At 64.9% G+C, this 21412-nt stretch carries 18 protein-coding genes and 2 tRNA genes; 11 read left to right on the forward strand and 9 right to left on the reverse strand.

The features are described 5' to 3' along the window. Positions 1-4: 4 nt before the first annotated feature. The 7 genes from gyrA (at position 5) to ACQR3T_RS10400 (ending at position 8649) form a co-directional block, all read left to right on the forward strand. Positions 5-2548 carry a DNA gyrase subunit A gene (gyrA, locus tag ACQR3T_RS10370; RefSeq protein WP_032378764.1) on the forward strand — a complete coding sequence of 848 codons (2544 nt, stop codon included), beginning with the start codon at positions 5-7 and terminating at the stop codon, positions 2546-2548. Beyond that, positions 2549-3865, forward strand: a complete 1317-nt coding sequence (locus tag ACQR3T_RS10375) for a DUF3566 domain-containing protein (RefSeq protein ID WP_428693331.1) — start codon at positions 2549-2551, stop codon at positions 3863-3865. 109 nt (positions 3866-3974) lie between these two features. Continuing rightward, positions 3975-4048: transfer RNA gene (locus tag ACQR3T_RS10380), tRNA-Ile, on the forward strand. Positions 4049-4238: 190 nt separating this feature from the next. After that, a tRNA-Ala gene (locus ACQR3T_RS10385) sits at positions 4239-4311 on the forward strand. A gap of 413 nt (positions 4312-4724) precedes the next feature. After that, complete coding sequence (locus ACQR3T_RS10390; RefSeq protein ID WP_032379456.1) at positions 4725-5675, forward strand: acyl-ACP desaturase; 951 nt, start codon at positions 4725-4727, stop codon at positions 5673-5675. 205 nt (positions 5676-5880) lie between these two features. After that, on the forward strand, positions 5881-6879 hold the full coding sequence (locus ACQR3T_RS10395; RefSeq protein ID WP_230594633.1) for a GGDEF domain-containing protein: 999 nt from the start codon (positions 5881-5883) through the stop codon (positions 6877-6879). A gap of 138 nt (positions 6880-7017) precedes the next feature. After that, positions 7018-8649 (forward strand): alpha/beta hydrolase, encoded by a 1632-nt coding sequence (locus ACQR3T_RS10400; RefSeq protein ID WP_428693332.1) that lies wholly within the window; start codon positions 7018-7020, stop codon positions 8647-8649. Here ACQR3T_RS10400 and ACQR3T_RS10405 read toward each other — a convergent pair. Continuing rightward, on the reverse strand, positions 8644-9024 hold the full coding sequence (locus ACQR3T_RS10405) for a hypothetical protein (protein ID WP_428693333.1): 381 nt from the start codon (positions 9022-9024) through the stop codon (positions 8644-8646). The two genes, ACQR3T_RS10400 and ACQR3T_RS10405, sit on opposite strands and share 6 nt — an antisense overlap. 82 nt (positions 9025-9106) lie before the next feature. On the opposite strand from ACQR3T_RS10405, the gene ACQR3T_RS10410 reads away from it, so the two are divergent. Next, on the forward strand, positions 9107-9643 hold the full coding sequence (locus ACQR3T_RS10410; RefSeq protein WP_094616207.1) for a peptidylprolyl isomerase: 537 nt from the start codon (positions 9107-9109) through the stop codon (positions 9641-9643). A gap of 24 nt (positions 9644-9667) precedes the next feature. Further along, a complete protein-coding gene (locus tag ACQR3T_RS10415) occupies positions 9668-10597 on the forward strand; it encodes a rhomboid family intramembrane serine protease (protein WP_428693334.1) in 930 nt (309 codons plus the stop codon). A gap of 99 nt (positions 10598-10696) precedes the next feature. On the opposite strand, the gene ACQR3T_RS10420 is transcribed toward ACQR3T_RS10415, so the two are convergent. Together ACQR3T_RS10420 and crgA are read right to left on the reverse strand one after the other, a co-directional pair. Next, positions 10697-11182 carry a PH domain-containing protein gene (locus ACQR3T_RS10420; RefSeq protein WP_428693335.1) on the reverse strand — a complete coding sequence of 162 codons (486 nt, stop codon included), beginning with the start codon at positions 11180-11182 and terminating at the stop codon, positions 10697-10699. Positions 11183-11218: 36 nt separating this feature from the next. Next, positions 11219-11482, reverse strand: a complete 264-nt coding sequence (crgA, locus tag ACQR3T_RS10425) for a cell division protein CrgA (RefSeq protein WP_032378768.1) — start codon at positions 11480-11482, stop codon at positions 11219-11221. A gap of 202 nt (positions 11483-11684) precedes the next feature. Between crgA and ACQR3T_RS10430 the strand changes: the two genes are divergently transcribed. Together ACQR3T_RS10430 and ACQR3T_RS10435 are read left to right on the forward strand one after the other, a co-directional pair. Then, complete coding sequence (locus ACQR3T_RS10430) at positions 11685-12428, forward strand: DUF881 domain-containing protein (protein ID WP_428693336.1); 744 nt, start codon at positions 11685-11687, stop codon at positions 12426-12428. Between the two features lie 13 nt (positions 12429-12441). After that, positions 12442-13083 carry an aminodeoxychorismate/anthranilate synthase component II gene (locus ACQR3T_RS10435; RefSeq protein WP_094616355.1) on the forward strand — a complete coding sequence of 214 codons (642 nt, stop codon included), beginning with the start codon at positions 12442-12444 and terminating at the stop codon, positions 13081-13083. 8 nt (positions 13084-13091) lie between these two features. Here ACQR3T_RS10435 and pknB read toward each other — a convergent pair whose 3' ends face one another. The 6 genes from pknB to ACQR3T_RS10465 are packed head-to-tail and all read right to left on the reverse strand — an operon-like array spanning position 13092 to position 21247. Continuing rightward, positions 13092-15029, reverse strand: a complete 1938-nt coding sequence (gene pknB / locus ACQR3T_RS10440; RefSeq protein WP_428693337.1) for a Stk1 family PASTA domain-containing Ser/Thr kinase — start codon at positions 15027-15029, stop codon at positions 13092-13094. Beyond that, positions 15026-16402, reverse strand: coding sequence for a serine/threonine-protein kinase (locus ACQR3T_RS10445; protein ID WP_032378771.1), 1377 nt, complete (start codon positions 16400-16402; stop codon positions 15026-15028). Before ACQR3T_RS10445 ends, pknB begins: the two co-directional genes overlap by 4 nt. A 6-nt stretch (positions 16403-16408) precedes the next feature. Then, complete coding sequence (locus ACQR3T_RS10450) at positions 16409-17893, reverse strand: peptidoglycan D,D-transpeptidase FtsI family protein (RefSeq protein WP_428693338.1); 1485 nt, start codon at positions 17891-17893, stop codon at positions 16409-16411. Then, on the reverse strand, positions 17890-19347 hold the full coding sequence (locus ACQR3T_RS10455; RefSeq protein ID WP_032378773.1) for an FtsW/RodA/SpoVE family cell cycle protein: 1458 nt from the start codon (positions 19345-19347) through the stop codon (positions 17890-17892). Before ACQR3T_RS10455 ends, ACQR3T_RS10450 begins: the two co-directional genes overlap by 4 nt. Beyond that, on the reverse strand, positions 19344-20786 hold the full coding sequence (locus tag ACQR3T_RS10460) for a PP2C family protein-serine/threonine phosphatase (RefSeq protein ID WP_428693339.1): 1443 nt from the start codon (positions 20784-20786) through the stop codon (positions 19344-19346). The genes ACQR3T_RS10455 and ACQR3T_RS10460 overlap by 4 nt, the downstream gene beginning before the upstream one ends. Beyond that, positions 20783-21247 (reverse strand): FHA domain-containing protein FhaB/FipA, encoded by a 465-nt coding sequence (locus tag ACQR3T_RS10465; RefSeq protein WP_032378775.1) that lies wholly within the window; start codon positions 21245-21247, stop codon positions 20783-20785. The genes ACQR3T_RS10460 and ACQR3T_RS10465 overlap by 4 nt, the downstream gene beginning before the upstream one ends. Between the last annotated feature and the right edge of the window lie 165 nt (positions 21248-21412).

A 21412-nucleotide genomic window follows, 5' to 3' on the forward strand; every position in this document is an offset into this window, starting at 1 on the left:
TTGTATGTCTGACATCACCGAACCGCCGGTAGGACCCCCGCCGGGCTCGACCACCAATGCCGAGGGTGGAGACCGGATCGATCCGGTCGACATCCAGCAGGAAATGCAGCGCAGCTACATCGATTACGCAATGAGCGTCATCGTCGGCCGCGCCCTGCCCGAGGTCCGCGATGGTCTCAAGCCGGTGCACCGTCGCGTGCTGTACGCGATGTACGACTCGGGCTTCCGTCCCGATCGCAGTTACGTGAAATCCGCACGCCCCGTTGCCGAAACGATGGGTAACTACCACCCCCACGGCGACACCTCGATTTACGACGCGCTCGTGCGTCTGGCTCAGCCGTGGTCGATGCGGTACCCATTGGTCGACGGCCAGGGCAACTTCGGTTCGCGCGGCAACGACGGCGCCGCCGCCATGCGATACACCGAGGCGCGCCTGACCCCGCTCGCCATGGAGATGCTGCGCGACATCGACGAGGAAACCGTCGATTTCATCCCCAACTACGACGGCAAAACCCAAGAGCCGACGGTACTTCCGTCGCGAGTGCCCAACCTGTTGATGAACGGCTCCAACGGCATCGCCGTCGGTATGGCCACCAACATCCCCCCGCACAACCTGCGTGAATTGGGCGACGCAGTGTTCTGGGCCCTCGACAACTTCGAGGCCGACGAGGAAGCGACTCTCGCGGCCTGCATGGAACGCGTCAAGGGTCCCGACTTCCCCACCCACGGACTCATCGTCGGCGGTCAGGGTATTCAGGATGCGTACTCGACCGGCCGCGGTTCGATCCGCATGCGCGGCGTCGTCGAGATCGAGGAAGACTCCAACGGTCGCACGACGATCGTCATCACCGAACTGCCCTTCCAGGTCAACCCCGACAACCTGATCACCTCGATCGCCGAGCAGGTTCGTGACGGCAAGCTGTCCGGTATCTCGAAGATCGACGACGAGTCCTCGGACCGCGTCGGTATGCGCATCGTCGTGACGATCAAGCGCGACGCCGTCGCCAAGGTCGTCCTGAACAACCTCTACAAGCACTCGCAGTTGCAGACCAGCTTCGGTGCCAACATGCTCTCGATCGTCGACGGCGTGCCGCGCACCCTGCGGCTCGATCAGATGATCCGGTACTACGTCACTCACCAACTCGACGTGATCGTTCGTCGTACGCGGTACCGCTTGCGCAGAGCGGAGGAGCGCGCCCACATTTTGCGCGGCCTCGTGAAGGCGCTCGACGCGTTGGACGAGGTCATCGCCCTCATCCGTGCGTCGCAGACGGTCGATCTCGCCAAGCAGGGCTTGATCGATCTGCTCGACATCGACGAGATCCAGGCGCAGGCGATCCTCGATATGCAGCTGCGGCGCCTCGCCGCCCTCGAGCGCCAGAAGATCATCGACGAGTTGGCCGAACTCGAACGCACCATCGCCGACCTGCAGGACATCCTGGCCAAGCCGGAGCGTCAGCGTCAGATCGTGCGAGACGAGCTGGCCGAGATCGTCGAGAAGTTCGGCGACGACCGTCGAACGCGGATCATTGCCGCCGACGGTGACGTCAACGACGAGGATCTGATCGCCCGGGAGAACGTGGTCGTCACGATCACCGAGACCGGATACGCCAAGCGCACCCGAACCGATCTGTATCGCTCGCAGAAGCGCGGCGGCAAGGGCGTGCAGGGAGCGGGCCTGAAGCAGGACGACATCGTCAGCAAGTTCTTCGTCTGCTCGACGCACGACTGGATCCTGTTCTTCACCACCAAGGGTCGCGTCTACCGGGCCAAGGCGTACGAACTGCCCGAGGCCAACCGCACGGCACGCGGCCAGCACGTCGCGAACCTGCTCGCGTTCCAGCCCGACGAGCGCATCGCGCAGGTCATCCAGATCAAGACCTACGAGGATGCTCCCTACCTGGTGCTCGCCACCAAGGGCGGTCTGGTCAAGAAGTCACGCCTGACCGACTTCGACTCCAACCGCAGCGGCGGCATAGTCGCGGTCAACCTGCGCGGCGACGACGAATTGGTCGGCGCAGTGCTCGCATCCTCCGAAGACGATCTGCTGCTCGTCTCGGCACAGGGTCAGTCGATCCGATTCTCGGCCACCGACGAGGTACTGCGACCCATGGGCCGCGCGACGTCCGGTGTGCAGGGCATGCGCTTCAACGGTGAGGACGAGCTGCTCTCGCTCAACGTGGTCAGTGAGAACAAGTTCCTGCTGGTGGCGACATCGGGCGGTTACTCCAAGCGCACCGCGATGGAGGACTACCCGCAGCAGGGCCGCGGCGGAAAGGGAGTACTGACAATCCAGTACGACCCCAAGCGTGGCACGCTGGTGGGAGCTCTCATCGTCGACGACGAGGACGAGCTGTATGCCATCACATCCAGTGGTGGCGTCATTCGGACTGCTGCCAAGCAGGTCCGGAAAGCCGGCCGACAGACCAAGGGCGTGCGGTTGATGAATCTCGGTGAAGGCGACACACTGCTCGCGATCGCGCGCAACGCCGACGAGATCGAACCGGATGCCGTGGGCACCGAAGACGATGCAGCGAAGGAGTCGTAAGTGAGCACTCCCAACCGGCCTGGTAGCAGGCCCGGCCCCAGCGGCGCACCGGACGGCCGCGAGGCACCGCGGGCCGAGCAGCCCGCGCGGCCTGCGCCGCCCGAGGGAGCTCGCCCGGGTAGCCGACCGCAGCCTGCCACTCGTCCGGCACCCGCTGCCGGCCGCGGACCGGCTCCCCAGGGGAACTCCCGTCCGCCGGTGCGTCCGGCACAGGGTGCTCCCTACGGTCCGGCACGACCGACACAGGGCCCGCCCCCGCAGCGGCCGCCTGCATCTCAGGGACCGCCGCCGCAGTCTCAGCCGGGAGTGACGAATCAGGGCCCCCCGACGGCTCGGCCGGTTCAGCCCGGTTCCGGCCAGCCCCCGCAGCGACAGGCGCCGCCGGCAGGACCGCCGTCTCGTCCGGCTCCGCCGCGGGGCCCGGCACCCACCGAGGTGTCGCAGGCACCGGAGGGGTCGGCCGAGGGTGATGACGCGACTCGCGCCAATCGATCGGTGCCCCAGGCTGCTCGCGAGCAAGACCACGCCGCACCGGCCGCCACCCAGGCAATGCCTGCTCAGTCGGTAGAGGGTCCACAGGGTGGGTCGGGAACGCCGCCGTGGCAGCGTGGTGCCGGGCAGCGTCCGCCGCAGCAGGGCGCGGAGGACCGTCAGCAGCCGCAGAACCAGCCGCAGACCAATCTCTCGGGTCGAGGCGCAGCCCTTCCACCGAATGCCGAGTTCGACCGGTCTGCCCGCACGACCGCCGAGCCCGTTCAACGTGAGTCCACCGAGGACAAGACCGAACGGCGCGAGGCCGCTCGATCGAAGGCAGCGGTGATCGACGGGCCGACCCGTCATATCGAACGCAAGGATCTGGCAAAGGACATGCCCGATCTGTCCGCCGTCCGGCATCCCGAGCAGAGCCAGGCCGACCGCGCCGCGCCCGCCGCCATCACGGCAGTGCCCAGCGCGGACGGCAATCCTTTGCGCGCGACCATTCAGATCCGCAAGATCGATCCGTGGTCGACGCTCAAGATCGCGCTCGTCATCGCGGTGTCACTGTTCTTCGTTTGGATGGTGGCCGTCGGCCTGCTGTACGCCGTGCTGGACGGTATGGGCGTATGGGACCGGCTCAACAGTGCGTTCACCGAGATCGTCAACGAATCCGGTGACGGTGGACTCGTCAGCGCCGGACAGGTGTTCGGCTACGCAGCGGTGATCGGTGTGATCAATGTCGTACTCTTCACCGCTCTCACCACAATCGGCGCGTTCATCTACAACCTGTCGTCGGACCTGGTCGGTGGCGTCGAAGTGACGCTGGCAGACCGCGACTGACCTGCACAACGAGTAGCCGTATCGGGCCGTTTTGGAAGACAGCGGCCCGATACGGTAATCTCATCCCTCGGTTCGAGGAGAGGAATTCTTCGACCGAAAGCAGTGATGAGGGCCTATAGCTCAGGCGGTTAGAGCGCTTCCCTGATAAGGAAGAGGTCGGAGGTTCAAGTCCTCCTAGGCCCACACCGAACGAACGAAAAGAGGCAGGACGTGAAAATCCTTCTTCTCGTCGCATCGGTGGTGATCGCAGTGCTGACAGTATCGAAGGTGCGCTCGACGCGCAGCTCGGACGGCGTCTGGCACAGTATCTCCACCGGGTGACAATCGCTCGGAGCGAACGTGTAATGTTCGTGCACGTTCAACCGCAACACCCGGGGCCTTAGCTCAGTTGGTAGAGCGCTGCCTTTGCAAGGCAGATGTCAGGAGTTCGAATCTCCTAGGCTCCACAACAAAAGGACGTCCACTTCGTGGGCGTCCTTTTTCGTGTTCGCACCCTCTCCGGCGGCCCAAGTCCACTCGATGTGCCATTGACCCCCGAAAAGGCCACCAGATGTGACATCGAGTGCCGAGGAAGCCTGGGGATCCGAGGCGGGCCGAGCGCGCGGGTTGTGACCGTACCCAAGGGTGCTCGTCGCCGGCGCCCATATGTCCAGACACTCGACTGTTCTGTTTCGTATCGGGAGCGTGGTCCCTAGCGTTGTGGGTGCGCAAGAACCGTCGGTCCCACGACCGGCGTGAACGGTCGCGACGGCGCACCGCAGGGGGGTGTGCCGTCGCAGCTGTCTCGGCGGACATTGTTCGCCCCTGTCTCGAATCGATTGTCGGTTCGGGCACCTCGATGTTCGAAGGAGCCCCGCAGATGACACGTGTTCTCGATCATGAAGAGCTGTTGACCGAACTCGACGGCACCCTGGAAGCCAATTTGAATCGCCATCTGTCGATGGCGAAGGAATGGCATCCACATGACTACGTTCCGTGGGATCTGGGCCGGAATTTCGCGGCGATGGGTGGGGAGGACTGGTCTCTCGAGCAGTCGTCGTTGTCGGAACTGGCCCGCACGGCGATGATCACCAATCTGCTCACCGAGGACAATCTGCCGTCGTATCACCGGGGATTGGCAGACAATTTTTCGTTGGACGGTGCCTGGGGCACGTGGGTGGGGCGTTGGACCGCAGAAGAGAATCGCCACGGGATCGTCATGCGCGACTATTTGGTGGTGACGCGTGCAGTCGACCCGGTGGAGTTGGAGCGGGCTCGGATGCACCACATGACTGTCGGCGTGGATGCGCCGATGGACGGGGCAAACTTCCTGCATTCGGTTGCGTATGTGACGTTCCAGGAGTTGGCGACTCGGGTGTCGCACCGTAATACGGGGTTGGCGTGTGGTGATCCGGTGGCGGATCGAATGTTGGCTCGAGTTGCTGCGGACGAGAATCTGCACATGATCTTCTATCGGAACCTCGGTGAGGCGTCGTTGGATCTCGTGCCCGATCAGATGGTTCGCGCCATCGCCGATGTCGCAACGGACTTCCAGATGCCCGGCCTGAACATGCCGAATTTCCGCAAGAACGCCATGATTCTGGCCAAGAATGGAATCTACGATCTCCGGCAGCATCTGGACGAAGTCCTGATGCCGGTGCTGCGCAAGTGGAAGATCTTCGAGCGCAACGATTTCACCGGTGAGGGCGAGCGGGATCGCGATCGGCTGGCTGCATTCGTCGAGGACTTGGAGTCCAAGGCGACCAAGTTCGAGGAGTCGAGGGATCGATTGCTCGCCAGGGAGGCTGCGCGCGCCGAGAAGGCGTCCTGACCTGCTGCGTCTTCCCTGCGTAGAGTCGTGGTCGCGCCTCGAAGGTGTTAGAGTCCGGGCATCGTTGGGTCATGTGAGGCGATGGCCGTAGTGCGTGGGGAGGGCCGATGGTGCCTGGGGGGTATCAGGTGAGTGGTGTGGTCCGGTTCGGTGTGCGTTGCCGCGAGCACGAGCAGGCATTGCCCGACGCAACCGGCACCGACTGGTGAGCAGGCCGAGGTTCGACGAGTCCGGCCGCATGCTCGCGGTGTTCGCGGCTGTGACCACCGTCCTCTACGCCGCGAGCGCGGTCGCCTCGTGGTCCAATCTGTCCGGTCCCCAGCAGGTTCTGGCGGCATTGGCGCTGCTGATGGGCCCATTGGCGATCGTGGTTCTGGTGCGGGCGGGTGTGCCGAGCCCCAAACGAGCGGTGGGTTGTGCGACAGCGCTGTCGGTGGTGGGACTCGCCTGTGCGCTGGGTAGCAGCGACACCATGCCTGCCTTCTTGATCTGTGTGCAGGCCGCGATGTTCCTCGGAATGCACATCGGCGCCTTCTGGTCCGAGCGAAACGCCGGCATCTGGGTTGCGGTACTTGCTGTTTCAGCAGTGATCGGTGCCGCGATCGCGCCGTACGGGACACCGTTCATCTCCTACATTCTCGTCGCTCTCGGAATTGTCGGTGCGACCGAGGTGTTCGGCGTCTTCGCACGCCGGATGCGGTATTTCTCGACCCACGACGCATTGACCGGACTTCTCAACCGCTTCGGTTTCGAGTCCAAGATCGAGAAGATGCTTCCGGCCTGCGCTGCCCGCGGACTTTCGGTCAGCCTCGCGGTGCTCGATCTCGACAATTTCAAGGAGATCAACGACGAGTACGGCCACATCGCGGGTGACGTACTCCTGACTCGGGTCTCGAAAGCGTGGAAGGGGCAGCTGACCAAACGAGATGTTCTCGGTCGCCTCGGTGGAGACGAGTTCGTGTTGTTCATGCCCGGGGTTCTCGAGAAAGAAGCCTTGCAGATCATCGATCGGTTGCGCCGTGCCCATCGGGCCGAGTGGAGCGTCGGCCTGGCGTGTATGCCCGCGGGTCGTCGTTGGGGTGAGATCTATCGGGCAGCCGACGCAGATCTCTACCGGGCCAAGCGGAGCAGGCCGCCTCGGACCAGTCGTCCGACCGACCCGGGAGACGGCTTCAGCGGACCGGTTCACAGAATCGCGCGGTGAGGTGCACAGAACGCTTGCGTTGATCCTCAGCTTGCCTTGATCCCCAGATTTCATCCACAGGCTGGGGATAGATTTCGCGGCCGGACTCGTCTTTCGCGTTGACTCGTCGAATACGACGACGCTGCGGGGGGATTCACGATGGTCACACTCGACGAGTTCAGATCGTGGAACAGCCGTGAGTTGATCACTGCCTCCGACGGTCTGATGCGGCAGTGGCGAGAACTGGTCGTCGTACATGGTTCGTCCGCGGACGCCGTGCTGGGCGACGACTGGGTCGGTGCGGCCGCCGATGCTGCGCGAGAGGCGATGAGAGGCGTCCGATCCGATGTACGCGGTTCCTCCGACGAGCTGCTTCGAATCGCGAGCTGCGTCGCCGACGCCTCGATCGACATGGCGAGCCTGATCGCAGCTCTGCGCACGGTGGAGCAGGAGGCCGGCGAATCTCGGTTCGGAATCCACTCCGACGGTTCGGTGACCGACTCGGTCGAGTCGTACTCGGTCGCGCTCTCGGACCTGTGGTCGACGACGCGGGATCGTCGGCGCCTCCGAGAGGAGTTGGCGGCGCGAGTCTCTCAGTTGATCCGCACGGCAACGGCTTTCGACGACACCCTTGCTCGACGCCTCGCCGGGGGAACCCCGGAGATACAGGTCGCGACCGCAGTTGCGGCCTCGGTGACCCCGGGCGCAACTCCGGCTGCCAATTCTGCGTTCTGGAGCGCGCTCTCGCCTGCCGCGCGAACCAGGTTGATCGTGGAGCAGCCCGCGCTGATCGGCAGTCTCGACGGTCTGCCGGGTCGGGTGCGAGACAGTGCCAACCGGCGGGTTCTGGCCGCCGAGCGTGTTCGCCTCCTCGCTGTCGAGGCCGAGTTACGGAAGGAGTTGGACGACAACCTGTTCGGAGGAATCTTCAGCGACGCAGACGCGGGGCTGGAACAGACGCTCAAGCGACTTCAGTCGCTCGATGCGATCGAATCTGTCCTTGCGCAGGGAGGTCGGCAGCTTCTGGTGTTGGACAACTCCTCGTACGAGGAGACCTCTGCGGCTGTTGCGGTGGGTGATGTCGACACAGCCACTTATGTTGCCGTCTTCGTACCCGGTCTCGGTTCGACCGTGCATGGAGAGATCGAGAACTACGACGGCGATATGGAAGGATTGAAATCGACTGTGCAGCAAGAAATTTCAGGAGATCAGGGTGAGAGTGCGGCGGTCGTGACGTGGATGAACTACCAGGCCCCCCAACTCGGCTGGAGACTGCTCGATCCCGACCGAACCGTGATGTCCTCACTGGCGGCGGAAGCGGGGGCAGATCGGCTCGGTCCGTTTCTGGACGGACTCGACGCAGCGCGTGCGAGCGATCCGCATCTGTCGGTGCTGGCCCACTCGTACGGGTCGCTCACCGCGGCATCGGCGCTTCGAGACGACACCGGGGTCGACGACTTCGTGGCGCTCGGATCCCCAGGATTGGGTACGCACACGGTCTCGGATCTTCGGCTACCCGACGGACACGTGTTCTCCGCCGAAGCCGGTGGCGATATCGTCGCCGACCTCGGTGCCTTCGGTCGCGATCCAGGCGCGATGGACGGGGTCACGCTGCTCTCGACCGATGGCTCCGACGGCCGCAGCGGATCGATCGGCCACAGCGACTACTTTGCCGAGGGATCGACCAGTCGTCACAACGCCGCGCTTGTCGTCGCCGACCGCAGCGAGGACGCCGTGGTCAGAACAAGGCCGGCCTTGTTCGACCTACTGCAGAAGATTCTGTATCTATGACGAGCCCTCGTCGTAGTCGGCCAGGCTCGGCGGAACGTCGGCGGGCGGCGGTACCTCGTTTCGGCGACGGCCGAGGTAGAACACGACACCACCGATGACGGCAGCGGCAACCCCGAACACCAGAACGCGGCGCTTGTTTCCCGACTTCGGGTCGACCGTCAGAGCCGTCCTGGTGAGGTTGGCTTCGGCGATCCGTTCCGCAGTCGCGGCGCGACGCTGTGCAGCCTGTTTGCGGGCCAGACCGTAGCCGCGCTTGGCGAGCAGCAGACCCACTCCGGCAGGGCCCTTGCTCACGGCGGAAGCGGCACCGAGCAGCGCCGATGCCGCCGTGCCGGTGGAGGAGTGAACCTGCTCGGTTTTCGTAGTGCTCGTCATACCCTCACTGTTCCACAACAGCACCCCGATCGACCCTCCCGATACACCACCTGTGAACTACCCGAACGCCCGAGATGGCACGATGGTGGGCGTGACTTCACCAAACAAGACCCAAACGGCAACGCTGCACACCAACCGCGGCGACATCGTCATCGAACTGTTCGGCAATCACGCCCCCAAGACCGTCGCGAACTTCGTCGGTCTCGCGGACGGGTCGAAGGAATACACGACGCAGAACGCGTCGGGTGCCAAGACCGGACCGTTCTACGACGGCGCAGTCTTTCACCGCGTGATCGACGGTTTCATGATCCAGGGCGGCGACCCGACCGGAACCGGCTCCGGCGGACCGGGCTACAAGTTCGAGGACGAGTTCCACCCCGAGCTCTCGTTCGATCGCCCGTACCTGCTGGCCATGGCGAACGCAGGCCCCGGCACCAACGGCTCGCAGTTCTTCATCACCACCGGCAAGACCCCGCACCTCAACCGCAAGCACTCCATCTTCGGTGAGGTCACCGACGAGGCGTCCAAGAAGGTCGTCGACGCCATCTCGAGCACGCAGGTCGGCCGCGGCGATCGTCCGGTGGACGAGGTCGTCATCAACAGCGTGACGATTGCCTGATCCAGTTCCACAGAAAGATTCACGATGACGAACCCCGGCTGGGGTGGCCCGTACGGTGACCAACCCAACCCACCCCAGTCGGTGTGCGTCCGACATCCCGACCGCCCTACGGGCCTGGCGTGCTCGCGCTGCGGTCGCCCGGCGTGCCCGCAGTGTCTGCAGACCGCCGCTGTAGGCCAGCATTGCGTCGATTGTGTGCGGGAGGGCAACAAGAACGTCCGCACAGCGCAGACGGTCGCCGGAGCGCCGGTCACTCGATCTGCCAAGACCCCGTTGACCTACGCGTTGATCGCGATCAACGTCGTGGTCTTCGGCATCACCGCCGCTCAGTCCGGCAATGTCACCAGCAACTTCACCGGCTCTGCTCTGGCTCAGGCATGGTCTCTGAACAGTTTGCTCGTGGCGAACGGCGATGTGTTTCGCCTCATCGGCAGTGGATTCGTACACATCGGGCCGATTCATCTGCTGGTCAACATGTTCGCGCTCTATCTCATCGGTCGCGATGTCGAACTTGTCCTCGGCCGCAGCAGGTATCTCGCCGTCTATTTCCTGTCGCTGCTCGGCGGTAGCGCGTCGGTCATGGTGTTCGAGAACCCGCTGTCTTTCACCGCCGGTGCTTCCGGAGCGGTGTTCGGGCTACTGGGTGCCCAGGCCGTCATCCTGCTCAGGCTCAAGCGAAGCCCGGCACCGGTTCTGATCGTCATCGCACTCAACATCTTCATCAGCATCTCGATCCCCAGCATCTCGCTGTGGGGTCATATGGGCGGACTCGTCGCCGGTGCCGCCGCCACCGCCGGTTTGGTGTTTCTCCCCAACCGACGCCGGGGGCCGGAGAGTTCACGAACCTCGGCGGGTGTGTCCATGGCCTGGATCTCGGTGATCGCGGTCGCTCTGGTGACCCTCGGCATCATCGCGGTACGAATGCTCGACTTCCGCTCTCAGATGGGCATCTGACAGCCCGCCGCGTGCCGACCCGAGTCCACTCGATGTGCCATTGACCCCCGAAAAGGCCACTGAACGTCACATCGAGTACCTCCCCGGGCCGCTCGGCTATCAGCAGTTGGGCGGCACCAAACCGTGTGTGTTCAGGGCGTCGAACACATCCCGTGGATCGGTGCCGAGGTCCCATCTGCCGAAGATGATCAGTCGGTCGTCGTCCTCGCCGGGTGGGCGAATGTCGAGTTCGAGCATCGGGACGCGTCGGCCGAGTCGTGGGTAGCGCACTATTTTGACGCGCACGATGTCGGCGCGGGAGTACGTGCGTATGCCGCCGAGGCGTTTCATCGTCAATGATCCGTCGCGCGTGATGGCCAGACGGGGACGCTGTGCGGCGGCGAGTGCCGCGATCACCCACATTCCGACGGCTGCCAGTCCGACGAGGAACGTTCCCGCGGCGTCGGTGGAGGACAGCACGGCACCGATTCCGAGCGCAAAACCGCCCACCACCAGTGCTGCGATGGCCACGACGGGTGTTGCCCAGCGCTCTTCGTACACACCCTGTGGATTGTTCGAGAAGTTATCCACAGGGTTTATCCACATTGGGGATGAATGACATCGGTGTAACTCGTTCGACTGTCAGCGCCACCGCATGGTCATGACGAGCCCGACGACCATGAAGCCGAAGCCGATCAGGAAGTTGTAGGCACCGAGGTTTCCGATGAATGCGATGTCGTCCGCAGCGAGGTAGTAGACGATCAGCCACAGCAGGCCGACCAGCATGAATCCCAGCATCAGGACCACGTACCAGACCGGAGACGGTCCGGCGTTGACCTTCACCGGCGTGCGGTTCGCCGGGTTGATCGTGTAGTCGTTCTTCTTCCGTACCTTCGACTTCGGCATTGCTTCCTCTTCGCGTTCTTGACGGCTGTCGGTCCTGCGACCGACCTGTGGACAACTGACGACGGGAACCTGTGGATCGACGGGTGTCGCGCATCCCCAGGCTATTGTCTCCTCGAGGACCGTGACAGTGATCGACCCGGTTGCTGTACACGCTAACCCAGGTGAGCCCAGCACCGACCCACCGGACAAATTGCGAGCACCCGTGACACGACGATCGACCCGCGCCGACACCCGCTGGTGGCTTCTCGCCGTCGCGGTGTGTGCAGTCGTCGGTCTGCTGCTCGGTACCACCAGACATATCTCGGACGGCACCGAACTGCGCAGCGGGGACACCACTCGTCTGTCCGATCTCGTCGACGCGGCTCGTGGCAGCAGCGAGGATGCCCAACGCAGCAGGGACGCGCTCGAGCAACAGGTCGACACGATCCAGCAGCGCACCGCCTCCGGCGACACCGACGTCGCCGACGCGTTGGCCCGCATCGATTCCCTCGCCGACGCGGCAGGACGCGAGGCCGCGTCCGGCGCCGGACTGACTGTGACGATGGCCGACGCGTCCCGGGGCCCCGACGGCGCTTATGCATCCGATGCCTCGCCCAACGATCTGGTGGTCCATCAGGTCGACGTGCAGAGCGTGCTCAACGCGTTGTGGGCCGGCGGTGCCTCGGCGATCGCAATGCAGGATCAGCGGCTGGTGGCCTCGTCCGCTCCGCGCTGCATCGGCAACACCTTGTTGCTCGGCGGCCGGACGTACAGTCCGCCGTACGTGATGACGGCGATCGGCGACCAGGACCGGCTGCGCGCAGCGTTGAAGAACGAGCCCGGCGTGCGGTTGTACGAGCAGTACGCGCTGCGCTACGGCCTGCGCTACGACGTTGAGACCTCCGCGGACGTCTCGGTGCCCGCGTACACCGAATCGGTGCGCATGCGGTATGCGCAGCCACGCTGAGTACGCTGTCGACATGCGCATTCTCGTCGTCGACAACTACGACAGCTTCGTCTTCAACCTCGTCCAGTACCTGGGCCAGCTGAACGTCGATGTCGAGGTCTGGCGCAACGACGACGAACGGCTCACCGATCGCGATGCGGTCGCGGCCCAGTTCGACGGAATTCTGCTCAGCCCCGGGCCGGGTACGCCGCAGCGCGCCGGTGCCACGATGGATCTGGTGTCGGCCGCCGCCCGCGCGAAGACGCCGCTGCTGGGAGTGTGTCTCGGACACCAGGCCATCGGAGCCGTGTTCGGTGCGACCGTCGAGAAAGCCCCGGAACTGCTGCACGGAAAAACCAGTCTGGTGCATCACTCGGGCGTCGGAGTGCTCGAAGGGATGAGCGATCCCTTCACCGCCACTCGGTACCACTCGCTGACCGTCCGTGCAGACACCATTCCGGCGGAACTCGAAGTCATCGGTCGCACCGAATCGGGTCTCGTGATGGCCATGCGGCACACCGAGCTGCCGATTCACGGGGTTCAGTTCCACCCGGAATCCATCCTCACCGAGGGCGGGCACCGCATGCTGGCCAACTGGCTCGCCGTCTGCGGCATGCCCACCGACGCCGGCCTCGTCGCCAAGCTCGAAGCTCAGGTATCCGAAGCCTTCGCCTGAGTTACCGACTAGCCGGTGGGAATCCCCAGGGCGCCGATGCTCACGGAGAGAGTGTCGGTCTTGCTGATCTCCGAGCCTGCGGGCTGAGTCTGGTTGACGATTCGCCCGACCATCAGCGGGTCGAGCGTCGACTGCCTCGATGTCGACAGGTTCGACGCGGTCCCGGTCCATCCCGCCGATTCCAGTGCCGTCAGGGCCTGAGCTTCGGTGAGTCCGGACAGGTCCGGCATCGGGATCTTGTCACCGTTGGAGACCCGCAGCGTGACGACGGTGTTCTCGGCGACGTTGGTTCCTCCGGCGGGATCGGTCGACACGACCTGACCCACCGGCTGCGAGGAATCGATGTTCTGGACCTGCACGCGGAGGCCGGCACCCTCGACGTTCGGCTGAGCGACGTCGACGAGCTGGCCGACGACGTTGGGCATCCGTACCTGCGCCGGTCCGGATCCCAGGGTGATGCGCACCTGTGAGTTGGCGTTCATGCTCACGCCCGACGACGGATTCTGCTCGACGACCTTGTCCAGGTTCTCCGGTGTCGACGGTGCACGGGCGATGGTGGGATCGAGTTCGAGTCCCACCTCGTTCAATGCGTCGGACGCCTGCTGTTGCGTTCGACCGGTCAGTCGCGGAACCTGCACTTGCTGAGGTCCGGAGGACACGTCGAGCGAGATGGCTCCTGGTGACTCTGTCTGCGACCCGGCCGCCGGATTGGTACCGATCGCAGATCCTTCCGGCACCGACGAGTCGGGCTTCTCCTGGATCGTGACCCGGAGTCCGACGTCTTCGAGCTGGCGTTGGGCTTCGTCTGCGGCCAGTCCGACGACGGTCGGCACCGTGACGGTCTTGGGGTCCGCACCGGGTCCGAGCGACCACAGGAAGGCACCGACGATGGCGACGACGATCACGGCCGCGACCGAGACGAGCCCGATCTTCAGACCGCGTCGGCTCCAGCGCTCGTCGTCGGGTCCGGCGTGCCGCGAGGGGCGAGATGCTTCGGCGGCCGCAGCGGGCTTGTCCCGTCCGGAGAAGTCGGCCTGACGGGAGTCGACCGACCCCAGAATGGTGGTGCGGTCCTCGTCGTTCATGACCATCGGTGCGCTCGGCCGTTGACCGCCGAGAACGCGAACCAGATCGGTACGCATCTCGGCAGCGCTCTGGTAGCGGTTGGCCGGGTTCTTGGCCATCGCCTTGAGAATGATCGAGTCGAGTTCGCGCGGCACCGTGTCGTTGACGAGGGACGGTAGCTGAGGATCCTCGCGCACGTGCTGGTAGGCGACGGCGACCGGCGAGTCTCCCTTGAACGGTGGTTCTCCGGTGAGGATCTCGAAGAGCACACAGCCGAGCGAGTAGACGTCCGATCGAGCATCGACCTGTTCGCCGCGAGCCTGTTCGGGCGAGAGGTACTGCGCGGTTCCGATCACGGCGGCGGTCTGGGTCATCGGCGACGAGGAGTCGGCGATGGCGCGCGCGATGCCGAAGTCCATCACCTTCACGGCGCCGGCGTTGTTGATCATGATGTTCGCGGGCTTGACGTCGCGATGCACGATGCCGTTGCGGTGGCTGAAATCGAGCGCGGCACAGACGTCGGCGATGACCTCCATGGCCCGGCGCGGCGGCATGGGTCCTTCGGCGCGGACGATATCGCGCAGGGTGTCGCCGTCGACGTATTCCATGACGATGAACGGGAGCGGACCGGCTTCGGTCTCGGCTTCACCGGTGTCGTACACGGCGACGATGGCGGGGTGATTCAAGGCAGCAGCGTTCTGGGCCTCGCGTCGGAACCTCAGATAGAACGTGGGATCGCGGGCGAGATCGGCGCGCAGGACCTTGATGGCGACGTCACGGTCGAGTCGGGTGTCCCTGGCCAGATGGACCTCGGACATACCGCCGAAACCGAGTATCTCGCCCAGCTCGTAGCGAGAGGAGAGCGTACGGGGAGTCGTCATCGTTGTCCTTGTGGCTCTTGCTGAAACGGATTCTCGAATAGCGGCCGGGGGGTAGTGGTCGTCGTCTGCGTCGGCTCCTCCGACGTCGTGGTGGGGCTCGTCGTCGTGGTGGTGGGTTCGGTGGTCGTGGTGGTGGTTGTTGTCGTCGTCTCTTCGGTGGTCGTTTCCTCGGTGGTGGTCGTCGTGGGCTCGGTGGTCGTCCGAGTGGTCGTGACCGGCTGCGTGGTGGTGGTCGGCGGCACGAACGGCGTCTGCGTGTCGTCTCGACCCCCGGTCAGCAGTACGTAACCGCCGATGAGGATGGCGAGCAACAGCAGCGCGCCGCCACCCCAGGCGAGTGCCTTCTGCGCCGAGGACATCCCGGTGGGCTCGGGCACAGCTGCAGCAGCCGTTCCGGTGGCGGGTCCGCGGTACTCGCGTTGGGACGTCGGCATCATCTGGGTGCTCGACGGCGGAGGCGGCTGTGGACTCGGCACGACGCCGGGCATCATCACCCGGCCGGTGCCCGAGCCGCGGGAGTTCCCGGGTGCAGGGGGTCGGCGACCCGCACGGACCGCGGCGACCGCGTCGGCGAATTCGCCGCCGTTGGCATAGCGCGTGGCCGGGTCCTTGACCATCGTGATCTCGATGAGTTCGCGCACGGCAGGCGGCAGGTCGACCGGCATCGGTGCCGGCTGTTCGCGAACGTGCTTCATCGCGACGGTGAGGGCACCGTCTCCCACGAACGGCCTCGTGCCTGCGAGCACTTCGTATCCGACGACGCCGAGCGAGTAGACGTCGGAGGCCGAGGTGGCCTCCTCGCCGAGTGCCTGCTCGGGGGCGATGTACTGCGCGGTGCCCATGACCATGCCGGTCTTGGTCACCGGGGACGCGTCGACGGCCTTGGCGATGCCGAAGTCGGTGATCTTGACCTGCCCGGTGGGGGTGATCAGGATGTTGCCGGGCTTGACGTCACGGTGCACGACGCCTGCCGTGTGTGCGATCTGCAGAGCGCGGCCGGTCTGCTCGAGCATGTCCAGGGCATGGCCGAGTGGCAACCTGGACATACGGCCCAGCACTGCGTTCAGCGGCTCACCGTTGACCAGTTCCATCACGAGGTAGGCCAGCGATTCGCCTGCGCCGTCACGAGTCTCGCCGTAGTCGTAGACCCCGGCGATCCCCGGGTAGTTCAGCTGCGCTGTGGTGCGAGCCTCGAACCTGAAGCGCTGCAAGAACTCCGGGTCCTCGGAGAACTCGGCCTTGAGTACCTTGACCGCCACTCGGCGATCGAGACGATTGTCCATCGCCTCCCACACCTGCCCCATACCGCCGGTGGCGATGAGGCGCAGCAGTCGATAGCGCTGGGCGATTACGGCTCCGTTGCTCAATGGCACCTTATGTCACCTCCCCTGCAATGCGGCTGCGATGACGGCGCGCCCGATGGGTGCGGCCACGGATCCACCGGTTGCAGCCAGAGCTCGGTCTCCGCCGTCTTCCACGATGACTGCGATGGCGACCTTGGGATCGTTCGCGGGCGCGAATCCGATGTACCAGGCATGGGGTGGGGTGTTGCGTGGATCGGAACCATGTTCTGCGGTACCGGTTTTCGATGCGATCTGGACTCCGGGGATCTTTCCCTCGCCACTGGTGTTGTTCTCGGAGCCGATCATCAGATCGGTCAGGGTCGCAGCGGTATCGGAGGTGATGGCCTCTCCCATGGACTTCGGCTGGTAGCTCGACAGGTCGGACAGGTCGGGAGATTGCAGCTGCTGCACCAGGTTCGGGGCCATCCGCACGCCGCCGTTGGCGACCGTGGCTGCGATGACGGCGTCCTGCAAGGGGGTCAGTGCAACGTCGCGCTGGCCGATGCTGGACTGGCCGAGGGCCGCGTCGTCGTCGATCGGGCCGATGGTGCTGTCGGCCACGGCGAGCGGAATGGAGGTGTCCTCTCCGATACCGAAAGCGGCCGCGGCGTCGCGCATCTTGTCGACTCCGGTGTCGATGCCGAGCTCGACGAAGGCGGTGTTGCACGACCGTGCGAACGCTTCGCGCAGGCTTGCCGTCTGGCCGCCGCCACACGTCGAACCGTTGTAGTTCTCGAGTGTTGTCGAGGTCCCCGGCAACGTGATGTTCGACGCGGCCGTGAGCTGAGTATCGGGCGTCGCGCCCGCCTCGAGTGCGGCGGCGGTGGTGATCACCTTGAAGGTGGATCCGGGGGGATAGGTCTGCGAGATCGCCCGGTTCACCATCGGCTTGTTCGGATCGTTGCTCAGGTTCTCCCACGCCGTGGTCGTCGTGCTGCCGTCGTGGCTGGCCAACAGGTTGGGGTCGTAGCTGGGGGTGCTGGCCATGGCGAGGATGTTGCCGGTGGCGGGATCGAGAGCCACCACCGAACCGGTGTACCCCTTGGCCGTGAGCTGGTCGTATGCGACCTGTTGGACGACGGGGTCGATGGTGGTGACGACGTTGCCACCGCGCGGATCTCGGCCGGAGATGAGGTCGAACAGACGCCCGCCGAAGAGGCGGTCGTCGGATCCGTTGAGCACGGGATCCTCGGCCCGCTCGAGGCCGTTGCTCGAGTACAGCATCGAGTAGTAGCCGGTGATCGGCGCGTTGGCCTGGGGGCTGGCCGGAGAGATCGAGTTCTGCGGGTAGGTCCGCAGGTACTTGTAGCGGTCGTCGGTCGCGACGGAGGACGCGAGAACCTGGCCGCCGGCCGAGATCTGACCGCGCTGGCGTGAGTACTCGTCGAGCAACACACGTGAGTTGCGGGGGTCGGTTCGCAGATCGTCGGCCTTGATGACCTGGAGGTAGGTGGCGTTGGCGAGCAACGCGACGACCATGACCATCACGGCGATGGACACGCGGCGTAGGGGAGTGTTCATGGGCGCTTCACCATTTCGGTCGGAGCGTCCGCGATAGGTGCTGCAGGAGCGGGCTTCTTCTTGGGGGTTGCCGGCTCACGGGCCGCATCGGAGATCTTGATCAGCAATGCGAGCAGCAGGTAGTTGGCGAGAAGCGAAGATCCTCCGTAGGACAGATACGGCGTGGTGAGGCCGGTGAGCGGAATGAGCTTGGTGACGCCGCCGACGACGACGAACAGTTGGATTGCAATGGTGAACGACAAGCCGGCGGCCAGCAGTTTGCCGAAACTGTCCCGGACGGCCAGCGCGGTGCGCATGCCTCGAATAATGAACAGTAGGTACAGGATCAGCACCGCGGTCAGGCCGATGAGCCCGAGCTCTTCGCCGACGGTCGCGATGATGAAGTCCGTCTTGGCGAACGGCACCTGGGACGGGCGTCCGCTTCCGAGGCCGGTGCCTGCCAATCCGCCCGTGGCGAAGCTGAACATCGACTGGACGATCTGATATCCGGTGTCGTTGTAGTCGTCGAACGGGTGCAGCCAGGTGTCGGTTCGGATCTTGACGTGGCCGAATACCTGATACGCGAACAGGAATCCGACGATCAGCAGACCGAACCCGATGATCAACCAGCCGACCCGCTCGGTCGCGATGTAGATCATCACCAGCACGGTTCCGAAGATCAACAGCGACGTGCCGAGGTCCTTCTCGAACACCAGCACTGCGACCGAGACGACCCAGACGACCAGGATCGGACCCAGATCGCGGGCGCGCGGGAAATCCATACCCAGCACGTGCTTGCCCGCGACGGTGAACAACTCGCGCTTGGCGACCAGCAGCGAAGCGAAGAAGATGAGCAGCAGAATTTTGGCGAACTCGCCGGGCTGAATGCTGAAGCCGGGCAGCCGGATCCAGATCTTCGACCCGTTGACCTCCGAGAATGCGGACGGCAGCATCGCCGGGATTGCGAGAAGAATCAGGCCGGCGAGACCGACGGTGTAGCCGTAGCGGGCCAGGGTGCGGTAGTCGCGGAGCAGCACCAGCAACGCCACGAAACCGGCGATCGCCAGTGTCGTCCACAGCACCTGCTGGTTGGCATCGGGTGAAGGGATCGGATTGCCGAGGTACTGCGCCTGCTGCTGATCGGCGAGGTCGAGCCGGTGAATGAGCACCAGACCGAGGCCGTTGAGGAGAGCCACGATCGGGAGCAGCAGCGGATCGGCATGAGGCGCGAAGCGTCGTACGGCCAAGTGCGCCACCGTCATCAGCGCGAGATACGCGAGCGCGTACTTCGCCAGATCCCAGGTGATGGTCTGCTCCTGGCTGGCCTCGACCAACACCAACGAGATCGTGGTGATCAGGACCGCGGCCCCGAGCAGAAGCAACTCGACTCCGCGCCGGTTCGATTGGATCGGTGCAGGAGCGAAACCCCCGGGCGGACTCGGAAAGGACCCTCCGGCAGAGGTAGGCGAACTCATCGAGTACCGGTCCTGCAGTTCTGGCCGGGAACCTGCGGAACCGTCGGTGTCGGTACCGCGGTGGTCGTCGGGGCGGCCTCGGGAACGGGCTCTGCGGTCGGCGGCAACGGCACCCCGGGTGGCGGGATGATCGTCGTGGGGGTCGGTTCGGGGGTGGTGGTGGTGACGGCGGGCTCGGTCTCGCAGACCGGCAGCAGGTCGCCCGACGCCAGGCGTTGCACCTGGCCACGCGCATCGTCGAGGGATCCCGACGGCAGCCCGGCCGTGACCTGCTCGCGGGCGGCAGGCAGAAGGTCGTCGATCTCGAACGGAACGCAATCAGCAGGCTCGGCATCGGGAGCGGTCAGTGTGACGGCTCCGTCGCCGTCGAGGCATCCGGTCAGTTCCACGCTCTGCAGCGAGTACCCCAGCACCGAGCCGGGCAGGCCCCGCAGCACCGTGACCTTGCTGTTGTCGGCACCGACGTAGTAGTTGCCTCTGATGATCGAATTGGCAACGAGCGCACCGATTGCGGTGAGGACCACCAGGGTGAGGGCGATCAGCGTCCAGCGCAGCTTGTGCGACTTCTTCTCCGGGGTGACCACCGGCGTGGTGACGCGCTTGGGCGTCGAGCGAGGCGGCCGCATCGCCGCGGCGCGTCCTGCTGCGGTGTTGGGGGGAGGAGCGTCCTCCTCGTCCTCGGTACTGGCGGCGCCGCCGAGGATGGGATGGCTCTGCCCGTAGTCGAGGTCGATGACATCTGCGACGACGACGGTCACGTTGTCGGGTCCACCGCTGCGCAGTGCGAGTTCGATGAGACGATCGGCGCAGGGACCGGTTTCGCCCTCGTTCATCGTGTTCTCGATGGTCTCGTCGCTGACGACATCGGACAGGCCGTCGGAGCACAGCAGGTAGCGGTCGCCTGCGCGCACCTCTCGGACGGTGAGCGTCGGCTCGATCTCGTTACCGGTGAGGGCACGCATGATCAGCGATCGCTGCGGGTGCGTGTGCGCCTGCTCGGCGGTGATGCGGCCTTCGTCGACGAGTGATTGGACGAAGGTGTCGTCGCGGGTGATCTGGGTGAGCGATCCGTCGCGCAGCATGTACGCGCGTGAGTCGCCGATGTGAACGAGCCCGATTCGCTTGCCCGCGAACAGGATTGCTGTCAACGTGGTGCCCATGCCGTCGAGCTCGGGCTCGTCCTCGACCTGATCGGCGATGGACGCGTTGCCTTCACGGGTGGCCGCCTCGAGCTTGCCCAGCAGATCCTCACCCGGCTCGTCGTCGTCGAGGTGGGCCAATGCGGCGATCATCAACTGGGAGGCCACTTCACCGGCAGCGTGACCGCCCATACCGTCTGCCAGTGCCAACAGTCGAGCTCCGGCGTACACGGAGTCCTCGTTGTTGGAGCGAACCAGACCGCGGTCGCTGCGGGCGGCGTAGCGGAGAACGAGGGTCACGGGCGCAACTCGATCACGGTCTTGCCCACACGAACCGGGGTTCCCAGGGGTACGCGCACCGCGGTGGTCACCTTGGCTCGGTCGAGGTAAGTCCCGTTGGTCGAGCCGAGGTCCTCGACGTACCAATCTCCGCCACGAGGTGAGAGACGGGCATGCCTGGTGGACGAATAGTCGTCTGTCAGAACGAGAGTCGAATCGTCTGCACGTCCGATGAGGACGGGCTGCGTACCGAGTGAGATGCGCGTTCCGGCGAGACCGCCCTGGGTCACCACGAGGTACTTGGCCACCTTCTGCTTGTTGAACGACGGAAGAACCTTGGAGCCACCGGTGTAGCGCGCTGGTACTCGCATGCCTGCGGCCGCGTAGATGTCACTGCGCAGGGTGCGAAGGACGGCCCAGACGAAGAACCACAGCAGAAGCAGGAAGCCCGCCCTGGTCAATTGCAGAATCAATCCCTGCACGACGATTCACCTCCTCCTTCGCGATCGGACCTGCTCCCCACACGCCTGAACGTTGCGGCGCGGCAGACATGGTTGTCTCGCAGCATCATAGGGTGAAGCCGCTCGGGTGGACGACATTCGGGTGGACGAGCACGAGAGTCGACCATCGCTCGTGCCTGGTAGCCC

Origin of the sequence: Rhodococcus sp. IEGM1428, assembly GCF_050321865.1 — a bacterium.
GTDB lineage: Bacteria > Actinomycetota > Actinomycetes > Mycobacteriales > Mycobacteriaceae > Rhodococcoides.